The organism is Pyruvatibacter mobilis (assembly GCF_012848855.1).
In the GTDB taxonomy this organism is placed as follows: domain Bacteria; phylum Pseudomonadota; class Alphaproteobacteria; order CGMCC-115125; family CGMCC-115125; genus Pyruvatibacter; species Pyruvatibacter mobilis.
Genome location: NZ_CP051630.1, coordinates 2,434,237 through 2,449,036 on the forward strand (window position 1 = coordinate 2,434,237; position 14,800 = coordinate 2,449,036).

14 protein-coding genes are annotated in these 14,800 nt (G+C 67.3%); 6 read left to right on the plus strand and 8 right to left on the minus strand.

Features of this window, described 5'->3' with window-relative positions; translation table 11 throughout:
* The first annotated feature begins 44 nt into the window (after positions 1-44).
* Positions 45-809 (plus strand): XAC2610-related protein, encoded by a 765-nt coding sequence (locus HG718_RS11350; protein ID WP_160586842.1) that lies wholly within the window; start codon positions 45-47, stop codon positions 807-809.
* A gap of 26 nt (positions 810-835) precedes the next feature.
* Here the strand turns inward: HG718_RS11350 and HG718_RS11355 are convergent, their stop codons facing one another.
* The 3 genes from HG718_RS11355 to HG718_RS11365 all read right to left on the minus strand — a co-directional run bounded on the left by HG718_RS11355 (position 836) and on the right by HG718_RS11365 (position 6,112).
* Positions 836-1,249, minus strand: a complete 414-nt coding sequence (locus tag HG718_RS11355; protein WP_027842090.1) for a tellurite resistance TerB family protein — start codon at positions 1,247-1,249, stop codon at positions 836-838.
* 88 nt (positions 1,250-1,337) lie between these two features.
* A complete protein-coding gene (locus tag HG718_RS11360) occupies positions 1,338-4,289 on the minus strand; it encodes an ATP-dependent DNA helicase (protein WP_205345626.1) in 2,952 nt (983 codons plus the stop codon).
* A 32-nt stretch (positions 4,290-4,321) separates the two neighbouring features.
* The gene (locus HG718_RS11365) at positions 4,322-6,112 is read right to left on the minus strand and encodes a sensor histidine kinase (RefSeq protein ID WP_160586843.1); all 1,791 of its coding nucleotides are present in this window, start codon (positions 6,110-6,112) and stop codon (positions 4,322-4,324) included.
* A 315-nt stretch (positions 6,113-6,427) separates the two neighbouring features.
* On the opposite strand from HG718_RS11365, the gene HG718_RS11370 reads away from it, so the two are divergent.
* Together HG718_RS11370 and HG718_RS11375 are read left to right on the plus strand one after the other, a co-directional pair.
* The gene (locus tag HG718_RS11370; RefSeq protein ID WP_160586844.1) at positions 6,428-8,038 is read left to right on the plus strand and encodes a lysine--tRNA ligase; all 1,611 of its coding nucleotides are present in this window, start codon (positions 6,428-6,430) and stop codon (positions 8,036-8,038) included.
* 96 nt (positions 8,039-8,134) lie between these two features.
* Positions 8,135-9,025, plus strand: a complete 891-nt coding sequence (locus tag HG718_RS11375; RefSeq protein ID WP_160586845.1) for a tetratricopeptide repeat protein — start codon at positions 8,135-8,137, stop codon at positions 9,023-9,025.
* 29 nt (positions 9,026-9,054) lie between these two features.
* Here the strand turns inward: HG718_RS11375 and HG718_RS11380 are convergent, their stop codons facing one another.
* The gene (locus tag HG718_RS11380) at positions 9,055-9,789 is read right to left on the minus strand and encodes a S24 family peptidase (RefSeq protein WP_160586846.1); all 735 of its coding nucleotides are present in this window, start codon (positions 9,787-9,789) and stop codon (positions 9,055-9,057) included.
* A gap of 187 nt (positions 9,790-9,976) precedes the next feature.
* Between HG718_RS11380 and HG718_RS11385 the strand changes: the two genes are divergently transcribed.
* From HG718_RS11385 to arsC, 3 genes are read left to right on the plus strand one after another with little or no spacing between them, the layout of a single operon-like run.
* Positions 9,977-10,354 (plus strand): DUF952 domain-containing protein, encoded by a 378-nt coding sequence (locus tag HG718_RS11385; protein WP_027842578.1) that lies wholly within the window; start codon positions 9,977-9,979, stop codon positions 10,352-10,354.
* Positions 10,351-11,415: a quinone-dependent dihydroorotate dehydrogenase gene (locus HG718_RS11390; RefSeq protein WP_160586847.1), complete on the plus strand. Its 1,065-nt coding sequence runs from the start codon at positions 10,351-10,353 to the stop codon at positions 11,413-11,415. Before HG718_RS11385 ends, HG718_RS11390 begins: the two co-directional genes overlap by 4 nt.
* 38 nt (positions 11,416-11,453) lie before the next feature.
* Positions 11,454-11,801 carry an arsenate reductase (glutaredoxin) gene (gene arsC, locus HG718_RS11395; RefSeq protein WP_160586848.1) on the plus strand — a complete coding sequence of 116 codons (348 nt, stop codon included), beginning with the start codon at positions 11,454-11,456 and terminating at the stop codon, positions 11,799-11,801.
* Here arsC and HG718_RS11400 read toward each other — a convergent pair.
* Genes HG718_RS11400 through HG718_RS11415 form a run of 4 tightly spaced genes read right to left on the minus strand, consistent with a single transcriptional unit; the run spans position 11,798 to position 14,767 of the window.
* On the minus strand, positions 11,798-13,168 hold the full coding sequence (locus tag HG718_RS11400; RefSeq protein ID WP_160586849.1) for an MATE family efflux transporter: 1,371 nt from the start codon (positions 13,166-13,168) through the stop codon (positions 11,798-11,800). The genes arsC and HG718_RS11400 overlap by 4 nt on opposite strands.
* On the minus strand, positions 13,169-13,765 hold the full coding sequence (locus HG718_RS11405; RefSeq protein ID WP_160586850.1) for a 2-hydroxychromene-2-carboxylate isomerase: 597 nt from the start codon (positions 13,763-13,765) through the stop codon (positions 13,169-13,171). It abuts the gene before it with no gap.
* A gap of 21 nt (positions 13,766-13,786) precedes the next feature.
* On the minus strand, positions 13,787-14,236 hold the full coding sequence (locus tag HG718_RS11410; RefSeq protein ID WP_036265105.1) for a PaaI family thioesterase: 450 nt from the start codon (positions 14,234-14,236) through the stop codon (positions 13,787-13,789).
* 3 nt (positions 14,237-14,239) lie between these two features.
* Entirely contained in the window at positions 14,240-14,767 is a 528-nt protein-coding gene (locus HG718_RS11415) for a PaaI family thioesterase (protein ID WP_160586851.1), read from the minus strand.
* Positions 14,768-14,800: the final 33 nt, after the last annotated feature.

The following is a 14,800-nucleotide window of genomic DNA, read 5'->3' on the forward strand; positions in this document are numbered from 1 at the left end:
CAAGTCAATTGACGGTTTCGCGAGGGGCTGGAAAACTCCCGCCCATGATCAAGACATGCTTTGTTTTTCCGACCATCCGCACCGGTTTTCCGGCCTTTTTCCTGTCCCTCGGCCTTGCCATCACGTCGCTGCCTGCGCAGGCGGCGGCGCCGGTGGGGGCGGAGGAGCGCTTTGCCTGCAGCGCGCCCGAAGAGGCCGAGATGGGCGAGCCGGTGATCTGCCGGACGCAGCTGTCCGCCAAGGGCAAGCCCCTGGTGGTGCGCCTTTACTGGGATATCCTGGCGGATACGGATGAATGGCATGTCTTCCGCATCGAGACCGCCCGCAGCGAAACGGGCAAGGCCATGGCCACGCTTGACCTCGACAGCCGGGCCCCGCTGTCCATGCGCGCCAACGGCTTTGAATTCGGGGATTTCAATTTCGACGGCTATCAGGATTTCCGGCTGATCGAGTTCCTACCGGCAGGCCCGAATGTCGCCTATTACAATGCCCTCTATGACCCCCGTAAGGGCCGCCACGTGACGGCGGACGCGCTCAACATGGTGAGCGCGCCGTCATTTGATGCGGCTGAGAAACTCGTGGTCAGCGAGTGGCGCGGCAATGCGGTGACCCATGGGACGGACAGCTTCGCCTGGGATGACGGTGAGCTGGTGCTCCGCAAGCGGACGGTGTCGGTGTTCGATGAGGCGGGCAAATGCATGACCACCGCCTATGAACCCAAGGGCCGCGTGACGGCGGAGGCGCTGCTGACCGGCGCGGACAGCGACGCGCTGCTGAGCGAAGTCTACGAAGCGCCCTGCAGCAACTGACGCGGGCAAAGTGATGCGAGCAGCGTTTACGGCTTGAGGTGACGGGCGCGGGTGGCGCGCTCGATGGCGGCAGCCGCCAGGCGGTCGATGCCGAGGCTGGCGCGGATGATTTCCAGAAGCCGCAACTCTTCCTGGCCGAGCTGGAGGTCCGCCGCCGCCACTTCGGTGGCGAGCGCGTAGGCGGTTTCCTTCATGTCGCCGGGCAAGGCCTCCTTGGCGAGCCCCAGCACCGTCTGCAGGCCGTCATCTTCCTGCAGGATGGCGGCGCATTGCTGGGCCGTGGGGATCAGCTTTTCCTTGGCATAGCCCGCAAAGGCCGGGAGCATCGACGTGATGTTGCCGATCTTCCTCAGTTCGGTTTCAGAGATATTGCCGTCCACCGCCGCCATGGTGACCATGACGTAGATGAGGGCTGCCTGCGGGTTGATCGTCGAATCCATGGGGTGGTGTGCCTTGCGGAATGGATGCCGGGAGCGCGGACACTAGGCAATCGCGGGACGGGCTGCAAGGCGGCGCCCCGTTGGCGCACTATCCGCGGCGGAGGAAGGCAGCGCTGGCCTCAGCAGCCTCAGCCAGCCCCATGCGCTCCACCGTTACCCCGCGCGGCAGGGCGCCCAGCAGCTTGGTCGGCAGGGGCGCGAGGATGACAAAGACGCCCCTGTCATCGCGGCTGCGGATCAGCCGCCCGAATGCCTGCCGCAGGCGCAGACGGGCGATCAGGTCGTCATAGCGTCCGCCGCCGAAGGCCGCCCGGCGCGCCTTGTGGAGAATGTCCGGGCGCGGCCACGGCACGCGGTCGAAGACAAGCATGCGCAGGGCGTCGCCCGGCACGTCCACCCCGTCCCGCACGGCGTCGGTGCCCAGCAGGCAGCTGTCGCGCTCGGAGCGGAAGATATCCACCAGCGTGCCCACATCCATGGCGTCCACATGCTGGGCATAGAGGTTGATGCCGCGCGCCGCCATGGCCGGGGCCAGCCGCTCCTGCACCGCGCGCAGGCGGGCGATGGCGGTGAAGATGCCCAGCCCCCCGCCGCCGGAGGCTTCAAACAGGGTGCGGTAGGCGCCCGCCAGCACATCCGGCCGCACCCGCGCCATTTCGTGCACGGCGATGACCTTTGCCTGGTGCGCATAGTCAAAGGGCGACGGGAAGGTGGCGCGGATGGCGGGGACCGGCAGGTGCATGGCACCGGTGCGCACCTCGGCGCTGGCCCAGTGCAGGTCCGCCGGGCGGTCGTCCGGGTGCATGTCGTCGCCGGCCGGGGCATGGTCCGGGAACGGATCAAGCGGGTCGCCCGCCGGTGCCATCACCGGTTCATCGCGCAGGGTGGCGGAGGTCAGCAGCACGCCCTGGGCCCGGTCCAGTACCACGTCGGCCAGGGGCCGTGTGGGGTCCAGCCAGTGACGGCGCATGGCCACGTCACGCTCGCGCCCGTCGCTGCGCTCGATCTCGAACCATTCAACGAAGCCCTCATCGGGCTCGTGGCCGATACCCTGCAGCATGGCCGTCCAGGCGGGGATCAGCCCGCCGGTGCGCCGGATGATACCGCGATGGGCCGCCTCGATGCGGATGCGGGTCTGGATATCCAGGCTGTCGCCATCCTCCTGCAGCCGCTTGGACAGAAGCCCCGCAAGCGCACGCAAGGGGCGGGCCAGCTCCGCAAGACCGGAGGCAAAGGCTGATGCCGCGCGCGGCAGTTCCTCAATGGGCGGGGAGACTTCCGTCTCGAGGGAAAACGGTGTGCGGTCATCCGGGTGGCGGGTGAAGACCTGCAGGCGGACAAGGGACAGGAACTGCTCGGCAGGCCCGGTCGGGGCCCCTGCATCCAACCGCGACTGCCAGCCGGGGCCTGCGAGCACGCGGGCCCTGGCTTCCGCCTCCTCCAGCAGGGCCATGCCTTCGTCCTCGCCCTCGACGAGATCGCCGATGCGCTCGCGCAGGCCGCGGCTGCGGCGGCTGCGGCGGTTTTCAGCGCCCCTGATCCAGCGCCGCAATTCGGAAGTTTCCTGGCCGGACAGCACCACGGCGAAGGCACTGTCGGCGGCATCAAAGACATGATGCCCCTCGTCAAACACGACGCGTTCGGTCATCTCCGATTGCAGCGGCTCGCCGGATGCATCAGGGATATGGGCGTTGGCCGCCTGGGTGAGCACCAGCGCGTGGTTGGCAACCACGATGTCGGCGGCGCGGGACCGGCGCACGGCGCGCTCGATGAAACAGCGGCGGTAATGGGTGCAGGCGGAATAGACGCATTCACCGCGGCGGTCAGTGAGGCCGATGCCGCCTTCATTGCCGGCCCGAGCCGCGCCCGGCACCAGCCAGGAGGGGAAGTCACCGCCGAGCATGTCGCCGTCGCGGGTGGCGCTGATCCATCTCGCGATGAGGCCGAGCGGGATGAGCGACGGATTGCCGCCGCCCGCCCCCAGCGCCACGCCCGCATTGGCGCGGCCTGCGGCCTCCTCGAAATTGAGCAGGCAGAGATAGTTCTCGCGCCCCTTGCGCAGCACGATTTTCTCCGCCTTTTCCTCCGGGTCCGGATAAAGACGCGTGAGCTCCTGGTCGAGCTGGCGCTGGAGGTTCTTGGTATAGGTGGACAGCCAGACGGCCGCATCATTGCGCTCGGCCCACAGGCTGGCGGGGGCGATATAGCCCAGGGTCTTGCCGGTGCCGGTGCCTGCTTCGGCCAGCACCACATGGGGTTCGCCCGGCTCGCGCGGCAGGAAGGCGCGGGAGGCCGCGGCGGCATAGTCGCGCTGCACCTGGCGGTCTTCGGCGCCGGGGCCGACGAGCTGGCGCAGGCGGCCGCCGGCTTCCTCCGGGGCCACGGGGCGGTTGCCCGGGCGGCCGCGCGGGGCGGGCTCCTCCCATTCAGCAAGCTTCTTCCAGCTTTCAAGCCCGGTGAGCCAGCCGGTCTCCGCGTAAGGCGCGGGCGCGCCGAGGGCTGCGGTGACGGACGGGCCCCAGGCCCAACCGGCCTTATCCATTGTGGCGGCGAGGGCGGCTGCCTGCTCGCGGCCCGGATAGGCTGCGTCCGCCAGGGTGGCCACCATGCGGTGCGTAGCAGTGGCAAGCGCAATCACCAGGTCTTCCGGCTGCGGCACGGCAGGCAGGTCTTCAAGGCCGAGGGCACGGGCGAGGCCCTGGGGCGTCGGGGTGCAGAAGCGCGCGGGGAAAGTGAACCCGAACAGCTCCAGCGCATCATATGGCTGGGCCATGTCGCCCAGACGCACGCGGAAGCGGCGGGCGGTGAAACGCGTATGAACGATGAGGTGGGGCTCGCGCTTGAGCCGGGCAGCGGCCTCCGCCTTGTCGGTCTCCACCACTTCGCCATCGGGCGTGAGGATGACGGCGCCCGTGGGTGTTGCGACCAGCGCCGGGATCGCAGGCAGCATGACGCGGCGCGTCAGCGGGCCTGTCGCTGGCCCGGTGGGAGACCGGTCAGGGGACGGCATGTCGGGATCTGAATCAGACGCATCAGCCATGGATGCGCGCATCATAGCGATGCGGGCGGGGCTTACGAGGCTTTTGCGGCAGCCAGCGGCGGATAGGCGCGCAGCAGATCATCCTGCGCCTTGGATGTTTCGCCCGGCAGGCGGGCGGCCTCGTCGAAGGCCTCGGCAAAATCGCCGTCGCGGATGGCGGCTGAAATGCGCGCGGCGCTGTCAGACAGGGCGGTGAGGCCCACATTGCCGGCAGCGGATTTGAGATCGTGGGCAGCGCGCGCCATGGCGTCCGAATCCCGGTCGCGGCGGGCGATCTCGATGGTTTCGGTAAGCTCCCAGGCGGTGTCGAGGCAGGCCTCGACGATCTCAAGCGCCTTGTCGGGGCCGAGCACGGTTTCCAGGGCCTCGATGCGGGCCCTGTCCAACGCCGGAGCCGAAACAGCTTCGATCATCATGTCCTGTTTGCGGTGGGCGGGGATGACGACGGGGACGTCGAACCAGAATTCAGCCCCCTCCCCTTCAGTAGAGCGCACGCCGACGCTGCCCTGCATCTGGTCGGCCAGCCGCTTGACCAGGGCCAGGCCAAGCCCGCCCCCGCCATGGCGGCGGGTCATGGACTGATCGACCTGGGCGAATTCGGTGAACAGGCCCGAGAGCTGGTCGGCGGCGATGCCGGGGCCGGTGTCGCGGACGGCGAAGCGCAGATATTCCAGCTCGTCGCCCTCGCGGCCCGGCTCCAGCGACAGGCGCACGGTGGCATGGCCCTGATCGGTGAACTTCACCGCGTTGCCGAGAATGTTGAGCAGTGCCTGACGGCAGCATTTCTCGTCGCCGCGGGAATGGGACGGCACGTCCGGCATGATGGTGACGTTGAGGGTCAGCCCCTTGCGGCGGGCTTCCGGCTCCATGATGTCCACCACCTGGCGGGCAATGGCCTCGGGCTCGAATTCGGCGATGTCGAGCTTCTGCACGCCTGCGTCGATACGGGAGATTTCCAGCACGTCTTCGAGCAGCAGCCGCAGGGCGTCCGAGCTCTGGCGGATGATGGCGAGATTCTCGCGCTGGTCATCGGAGAGGTCGCTGCCGTCGAGCAGCTCGGCCATGCCTTGGATGCCGTTCAGCGGCGTGCGGATTTCGTGGCTGATGGTGGAGAGGAATTGCGATTTGGCGCGCTCGCCGGCTTCCGCTGCGATCTTCGCCCGCTCGGCATCCTCCGCACGGGCTTCGGCCACGTCGCGGGCGATCTCGAGGTCATGCACCAGCTGGTCGCCGCGCAGGCGCGCATGGGCCTCGCGCAGATACATGCGGTTGAGGCCGCAGGCCCAGCCATAGGAGCCCACCACGTAGAACAGGCCCATGAAGGCCATGGCGAAGCTCAGAGGCGTGCCGATGAACAGCAGCGCCGGGATGAACGGCACGTTGATGCCGGCAAGGAAGGTCACAAGGCTCGGCAGATAGCCGGAGCGCGAGACGACGGAGCCCGTGATGCCTGCGAGGATGAGCACGGCGACGACGAGCTGCTGCATGGGGTCGCCGGGGATGAACCACAGCACGCCCGCAAGCCCCCAGCTGATGCCGCAGATACCGCTGGCCGCCGCATAGCCATAGGCCCAGGGCGTGCGGTCGGCGTCAGGCTCCAGCCGCGCGTGTTGGCGGCGCAGCACCTCGCAAATGGCGGTGCCGCCGAGCTGGAAACCGAGAATGGGAATGATCGACCACCAGGCCACGGTCTCGAGGAAGACCATGTAGGTGATGAGAAAGCAGAAGGTCGGGGTCAGGCGGCCATTGGCGGACTGGGCATAGAGGAAGTCCACAACATCATCGGCGGCTTTCTTGTTGAGCCGTGCTTCGTCGCTGGTCACTCCGGACGCCTTTCCAGATGGAGAGCGGGCCTTGCCGCCGAACAGCAGGATCGGCCAGGGGGACAGCAGAACGGCGTCGGGGTTTTTCTCCCCGAACCTGCGCGCAACCCAGTTCCTGACATGACCCAGAGCCATTGCCGGCATTACTCTCGTTTACTCATTGCCCCCGCCCCGCGGCCTACATGCCCCGGGGTGCCCCGGTTTTTGGGGCTGCTGCCATGCGCCGAAGCGAATTGACGGCACAGTCCGGCAAGCCTAGGGTCCGCGGCCTTAAATTCCCTTAACGCTAAAACCGCTGAAACCGGGACCTTTTCCATGAGTGAGACAGCTCAATCCGCCCTCGACCCCACCCTGTCGGCACTGGCTGCCGACAGCAAAGCCTGGCCTTTCGAAGAAGCCCGGAAACTGGTGGCGCGGGTGGAGAAACAGGGTCTCGGCGACAAGGGCTTCGTGCTGTTCGAGACGGGCTACGGCCCCTCCGGCCTGCCGCATATCGGCACCTTCGGCGAGGTGGCCCGCACCTCCATGGTGCGGCACGCGTTCTCATTGCTCAGCGATGCGCCGACCAGGCTTGTCTGCTTCTCCGACGACATGGACGGCTTCCGCAAGGTGCCGGACAATGTGCCCAACAAGGAGCTGATGACGGCCCATCTGGGCAAGCCACTGACCCAGGTGCCGGACCCGTTTTCCAATGAGCACACGAGCTTCGGCGCTGCCAACAATGCCCGCCTGCGCGCCTTCCTCGACACCTTCGGTTTCGACTACGAGTTTGAAAGCGCAACCGACAATTATACGTCCGGCCGGTTCGACGAGGCGCTGATGCGGATGCTGGAGGTCTATGACAAGGTCATGGACATCATCCTGCCGACGCTTGGCCCGGAGCGGCGGGCGACCTACTCGCCCTTCCTGCCGATCTGCCCGCGCACCGGCGTGGTGCTGCAGGTGCCGCTGGTAAAGCGCGACGTGGCAAACGGCATCGTCACCTATGAAGACCCGCAAACCGGCGACCCGGTGGATGTTGCGGTCACGGGCGGTGCGGTGAAGTGCCAGTGGAAGGCCGACTGGGCGTTGCGCTGGTTCGCGCTTGGCGTCGACTACGAGATGGCGGGCAAGGACCTGATCGATTCCGTGAAGCTCTCAAGCCGCATCTGCGCGGCATTGGGCGGCACGCCGCCGGAAGGCTTCAACTACGAATTGTTCCTCGACGAGAACGGCGAGAAGATTTCGAAGTCGCGCGGCAACGGCCTCACCATTGATGAGTGGCTGCGCTATGCCTCGCCCGAGAGCCTGAGCAATTTCATGTACAACGCCCCGCGCAAGGCGAAGCGTCTGTATTTCGATGTGATCCCCAAGAATGTGGACGAATATCTGTCGCATCTGGCGAGCTATCCGAAGCTTGAGCCGGCCAAGCAGCTGACGAACCCTGTCTGGCATATCCATGAGGGCAATCCGCCCGCTACGGACGCGCCGATCTCGTTTAACATCCTGCTCAATCTGGTGAGCGCCTCCAACTCGGAGGACAAGGACGTGCTGTGGGGCTTCATTTCGCGCTATGTGCCGGAGGCCTCGCCCGAGACGCACCCGCTGCTGGACGAGATGGTGGGCTACGCCATCACCTATTTCCATGACTTCGTGAAGCCGGCCAAGACCTTCCGCCCGGCCACCGCGCAGGAAGAGGCCGCCATGCGGGATCTGTCCGAGCGGCTGTCGAAGCTGGATAAGGATGCGGACGCGGAAACGATCCAGAACGAGGTCTTCGCGGTGGGCAAGGAGCATGGCTTCGAACCGCTGCGGGCATGGTTCAGCGCGCTTTATGAAGTGCTGCTGGGCCAGAGCCAGGGGCCGCGCTTCGGCTCCTTCGTGGCGCTCTACGGCATTGCCGAGACCCGCGCGATGATCGACGAGGCACTTGCACGCCCGGCCTGAGGCACTTCCGGCCTGAGCCGCGCCCGTCGCCTGATGGCACTTATGTGACCCGGCTTCCGCTTGCGCACCCGGCCCATCGGGGCGAGTGTTGGGGTCATGAACTTGCTCCGCACCCGCATCATTGCCGGTCTGGCCTTCCTCCTCCTGCCTGTGGCGGGGATCGGGATGGCAGGGGCCGCGCGGGCCGAGGTGCCCGAGCCCGCCACTACTGAGCCTGCCCCCCCTGAGCCTGCCCCCATTGAACCTGTCCCCGCTGAGCAGGCCGCCCCCTCCCCCGCTGCGCTCTATGCGGAGGGGGCCTATGCGGAGGCTGTGGCCGCCGCTCTTGCGCTTGGTGACGCCCATGGCGATGCCGGCATGGACGCGCTGGCGGCGCGGGCCCTGCTGGCGCAGGCGCGGCTGGCCCCGCGCGGAGAGCGGGCCGGTCTCGTGGGCCGGGCGCTTGAGGCCGCACGCCGTGCCGTTGCCCGCGACCCGCAGCATCTTGAAGGCAATCTGCAACTGGCCCTGGCGCTCGGCTATCAGGGCCGGGCGATGGGCAATCTCGCCGCGCATCAGCGCGGGCTGGCGGAGGAGGCACGGGCAGCGATCGACACGGCGCTGGCGGTTGCCCCGGACAACCCGTGGGCGCAGGCGCTTCTGGGCAGCTGGCATGTGGAGATCGTCACCGGGGCGGGGCCGCTGCTGGCGGCAACGCTTTATGGAGCGAGCCTCGACGAGGGGCTCAAAGCCTTCCGCGCAGCAGAAGCGCATCCGGAGGTGAGCCTGCTGGTGCTGCACCAGATGGCCCTGCACCTGCTCAGCTATGACAGCCGCAGCTTCGCCCGCCAGGCGGAACGCATGCTGATGGCCGCCCGCGCCAGGGACGCCGGCACCCATTTCGAGCGCCACATGGCCCGCCAGGCCGACCGCCTGCTCCGCGCCCTGCGCTCCGGCAGCCACGCCATGCTGGCCCGCGAGATCGAGCGCGAGCGGCTGACCTTCTGATCGGGAAGAGGCGCCCCTGCCGGGCAGCCTTACTGGCGCGCCCAGACGATGCGGGCGATCCATTCGATGTCGGCGGGGGCGAAGACCCTGTCCTCGAACGAAGGATTGAGGGACGCGAGCACGATGCGGCGGGTGTTGCGTGACTTCAGCTCCTTGGCCAGCACCTCGCCCTCGGTCGTCTTCACCACCACCCGGTCGCCGACGCGCACGGGGGACGCAGGCGACACCACGATGATGTCGCCCTTGCGGTAGACGGGCGCCATGCTGTCGCCGGAGATTTCCAGCGCATACATGTTGTCGTCACCCGCCGCGCCCGCGGCCCCGCCGGGCAGGTCCACCCGGTCCCAGCCGCCGCCGACGGGAAAGCCGCCATCATCGAAGAAGCCGCCGCTGCCCGCCTGGGCAAGGCCGATGACGGGCACGCCGGAGGTGGGTTCGCCATTGCCCATCAGCACGCCCGCCAGATCACTTCCCAGGCCACTGGCCAACTCACCCTGGGCCGGGTCGGCCAGGTTGCCGCCGCTGCGCAGGAAGCCGACAAATTCCTCCATGCTGGTGCCCGCCGCTTCCAGCGCCTTGGACAGGCTTTCGGTGGAGGGCCAGCGCTGCTTGCCGTTGGCTGCCAGGCGCTTTGACCGGTTGAAGGTGGTGGGGTCAAGCCCGGCGGCACGGGCAAGGCCCGAGGCGCTGAGGCCCGAGCGCAGGGCCAGCATGTCGATCGCCTGCCAGATCTGGCGATGGGTAAGGGATGGTTCGGCATTCATGGGTAGAGGGACGCGTTGCAAGAGACGGGGAGAGAATCACTTAGACGCCACCATAGGAACAAATTCCTTTACCGGCAAGCAGTCCCCTGCGCCCTTTGGTCTCACGTCAGGGTGGCATGGCTGATGCGCCGCGATGAACGCGCACAGGGTGTTGCCGTGCCGCGCGGCCTATGGCACGTCACGGCCTATGACGGTGATCTACAAAATCTGTCCGCAATCGGTCTGGGACGAGGCCCGGCCGGCCGGCGCCTTTGCCGGGGCGGGCATCGATCTTGTGGATGGCTATATCCATTTTTCCACTGCCGAACAGGCACCGGAGACCGCGCGGCTGCACTTTGCCGGGCAGAGCGGGCTGGTGCTGGTGGCGGTGGATGCGGCCCTGCTCGGGGAGGCTCTCAAATGGGAGCCTTCGCGCGGCGGTGACCTGTTTCCCCATCTCTACGGCCCGCTGCCGCTGGCAGCCGTAACCGCGGTCATTCCCCTGCCCCTGGGCGAGGACGGCGTGCCGCAGCTCCCGGCGCTGGACAGCGAGGCCGGTCCGGACGCGACATCTGCCCCATCATGACAAGCCCTGCCTTCTTCGCCGCCAAGCTGCTGCGGCTGCTGCCGCCTGAAACCGCCCATGTGATCGCCGTGCGCGCGCTGGCCATGGGGCTGGGGCCGATGGAGCCGCAGATCCCCGACCCGGTGCTGCGCATTCATGCCATGGGGCTCGATTTTCCCAACCCGGTCGGCATCGCCGCGGGCTTCGACAAGGATGCCCGCGCGCCGGACGCGCTGCTGGCGCTGGGCTTCGGCTTTGCTGAGGCCGGCACGGTGACGCCGCGCCCGCAGCCAGGCAATCCGCGCCCGCGCATGTTCCGCCTGACGGAAGACAAGGGCGTGATCAACCGGCTGGGTTTCAACAATCAGGGGCTTGATGCCTTCTGCGCCCGGCTGGCGGCGCGGCAGGGGCAGCCTGGCATCGTGGGCGCCAATATCGGGGCCAACAAGGACAGTGCCGACCGCGTCGCCGACTATGTGACCGGGCTGTCGCGCGTGGCGCCCTATGCGTCCTATGTGACGGTCAACATTTCTTCCCCCAACACACCGGGCCTGCGCGACCTGCAGGCGCGGGATGCCCTGCGCGACCTTGCGGCACGGGTGAGTTCGGCGCGGAACGCGCTGGACGGCTACGAGACGCGGATCCTGCCGCTGGTGCTGAAGATCGCCCCGGACCTTGCCGAGGACGACATCGTGGACGCGGTGGACGCTGCCATCGAAGCCGGTTTCCAGGGGATGATCGTGTCCAACACCACCATCGCCCGGCCCGACACGCTGCAGAGCCGCAACCGGGGCGAGGCCGGCGGGCTCTCCGGTGCGCCGCTGTTTGAGGCCTCGACCCATGCCCTGAAGATCGCAGCGACCGCGGCGCGCGGCCGGCTGGTGCTGATCGGCGCGGGCGGGGTTGCCTCCGGCCAGGACGCGTACACGAAGATTCGATCAGGTGCCTCGCTGGTGCAGCTCTATACTGCCTTCGGCTTCGAGGGGCCGACACTCATTCCCAAGATCAAGCGGGACCTGGCGGAGCTGTTGCGCCGCGACGGTTTCCAGCATGTGGGGGATGCGGTCGGCGCCGACCTCTGAGGCCCGGGTATAGAAAGACACCAAGAAGGAGAGCCGCGATGAGCGTCCGCATCTACCACAATCCGCGTTGTTCCAAGTCGCGCGCCACCCTGGCGCTGCTGGAGGAAAACGGCCACGCGCCGGTAGTGGTGGAGTATCTGAAGACGCCGCCGACGGAAGATGAGCTGCGCCAGGTGCTTGCAGCCCTCGGGCTTGGCCCGCGCGACGTCATCCGCACGGGCGAGGCTGCCTACAAGGACAACAAGCTTTCGGATGAGAACCTGAGCGACGACCAGCTCATCGCCGCCATGGTGGCCAACCCGATCCTCATCGAGCGGCCCATCGTGGTCAGCGGCGGCAAGGCAAAGATCGGCCGCCCGCCGGAGGGCGTGCTGGACATTCTCTAGCGGCTTGCCGCTACCGAGCGTTCAAGGGCCGGGTAACGCGCTGCCAGGGTGATGCCGCGCGCCACGTTGAATAGGATGAACGCTGCCCACAGGCCGTGATTGCCGTGGGGCTGGAGCGCCCACCAGGCACCGATATAGACGGCGAAGGACAGGGCCATCATGTTGCGCATGTCGCCCGTGCGGGTGGCGCCGACAAAGATGCCGTCGAGCTGGAAGCTCGCCACCGTGACGAGCGGAAACAGGATCGCCCAGGGCAGATAGGTCCGGGTTGTTTCCTGCACCTCGGCCACATTGGTCAGCAGGCTGATGAACCAGCCGCCCAGCAGCCAGAAGACGAGCGCGAACAGCAGCGCCGCCGCCACCGCCCAGACGGATGTGAGGCGGACAGCGTGGCGCAGGCGCTGCCTGTCGCCGCCGCCCTTGCTCTCCCCCACAAAAGCCTCACTGGCAAAAGCGAACCCGTCCAGCGCGTGGGCGGTCAGATAGAAGAAGTGCAGCAGCACGCCGTTGGCGGCGAGGATCAGGTCGCTCTGGGCGGCGCCCTGCATGGTGAGCCATACGAACGCCGCCATCAGGAAGGCGGAGCGGATAAAAATGTCGCGGTTGACGCTGAGCATGGTGGCAAGCGCGGCCCGATCCAAAAGCCGCACCCGGTCGCCTGAGGCAAACAGTGCGCCGGTGGTGGCGCGTGCGTGGCGCAGCACAAGAACGAGGCCCAGCACCATGGCGGTCCATTCGGCGATGATGGTGCCGAAGGCAACGCCATCCACGGTAAAGCCAAGGCCCGTGACGAACAGCACGTCCAGCGCCAGATTGGCGAGGTTGAGATAGAGCTGGAGATAAAGCGCGATATCAGCGCGCTGCAAGCCGATGAACCAGCCGAGGATGGCGAAGTTCATCAGCATGGCGGGCGCGCCCCAGATGCGGATCGCGAAATAGTCCCCTGCCAGCGCCTCCACCCGGTCACCGGCGGGGAACGCCTCGAAGACGAGCCAGCCGAGCGGCAGCTGCAGAACGATCATGGCCGCGCCGACCGTCACGCCGACGAGGCAGGCGCGCTGGATGGCGGCGCGGATCTCGTCCGGGTCCTGACGGCCGCGGGCCTGGGCGGCGAGCGCCGTTGTACCCATGCGCAGGAAGCCGAAGATCCAGTAGAGCGTGGAAAAGATGATGGCGCCGAGCGCGATGGCGGCGATGAAATCCGCCTCGCCCAGATGGCCGATCACCGCCGTATCGGCAATGCCGATGAGGGGGACGGTGGAATTGGAAATGATGATCGGCCCCGCCACCGCCCAGACGCGGGCGTGGGTGATGGGTGCAAGCGGCGCTGCGCCAGAGGCCGTGCCGGCAGATGACCCGCCGGACATCTAGGCCGTGTGCGAGGTGGCCCAGGCCAGCGCCTGCGCCAGCCGGTCGCTGCCCCAGAACACTTCACCATCTTCGGTGGTGAAGGTGGGCGCACCGAAGACACCGGCCTCAAGCGCGGCATCGGTGTTGCTGCGCAGGGCCTGCTTGCCTTCGGGCGATACGGCATCCGCCAGCAGGGCTGCGGCATCAAGGCCGAGGCCCGTTAGCACCGGGGCCAGATCTTCATCGGTGGCTATGGGGCGGCCCTCGCCAAACTCGGCGCTGTAGATGGCGCGGGTCACATCCCCCACCCGGTCACCGGCCACAGCAGCCACGCGGTTGGCCAGGATGCTGCGCTGGGGGAATTCCTCCGGCCGCTTGAAGGGCAGGCCGTTGTCATCCGCCAGGCGTTGCATGTCGCGCCACATGTATCGGCCCTTGAGCTCGAACATGTTGAAGGGGCTGTCGGTCAGGCCCTGCGGTGCGAAGACCGCGCCCAGCAGGAAGGGCCGCCAGACGACATCGACGCCTGCCTTCTCCGCCGCCGGGCCGACGGTGTGGGCGGCGATATAGGAATAGGTGGAGGCAAAATCGTACCAGAAGGTGAGACGCGGCATCGGGATACTCCGGGGGTGGCCTCAGGCGGCGCTGTCGTCGTCGCTGACAGGCTCGAGTAGGAAATGGCCATGGGCGGCGGCGATGGGCTTTTCCGGGTCGTCCTGCCAGGCGATGACCTGCACATTGGCCACCCGCCTGCCATGCTTGGTGATGGTGGCGCGGGCATAGGTGTCCATAGGACGGCCCGAGCGCAGGTAATCAATGGTGATGTCGATCGTCTTGGGCAGCACGCGGATCTTGCTGTCGCGGGCCACCTGCACGATGGCCACCGTCTCGAGGAACCCGCCGATGACACCGCCATGCAGCGCCGGCAGCGCCGGGTTGCCGATCAGCTCCTGCTTGAAGGTGAGCTTGCCGATGAGATCACCCGACGGCTGCTCGAAGGAAATGCCGAGGAATTTGACGTAAGGCAGCTTGTCGAGGACGGCGTTCACATCCGTGCCTTCGGCCAGGGCTTCGAGGTCACGCATGGCTCAGCCCTCCCCGCCCGTGGAACCTGAATCCGGCGCGTTCGGGCGCTCGCCCTTCATCACGTGCCGGCGGATCTGCGATGAGGGCGCCACCGCCCGGTTGGCGGCAAGCATGAAGGCGCCGTGGCAGGTGCCGATGGGGTCGTCGCGGTCATCATGGAAGGCAACGCCGCGCACGAAGGCGACGGATTTCGTCACCTTGTAGCAGTGGGCTTCGCCCAGAATGTCGCGACCGGGCGTGGCAGGGCCCATATAGTCGATCCGCAGGTCCAGCGTGGCGATGGAGGACGGCTCGTCCAACGCCATCTGCACGGCGACGCCGCAGGCATTGTCGAGCATGGTGGTGATGACGCCGCCATGGACGACGCCGGTGTCCGGATTGCCCACCAGATGCGGTGCATAAGGCACCTTGAGGCAGGCTTTCGCCTTTTTCACATAGACGACTTCCAGGCCGATGGCCTGGGCGTGGGGCACATGGTCGATCAGGGCATGCCTGAGCGCCTCGGCCTGATCCTGTTCCTTGGTACTCATGGGCAATGGTATGGCGCGGGAGCGGGGGCGAGA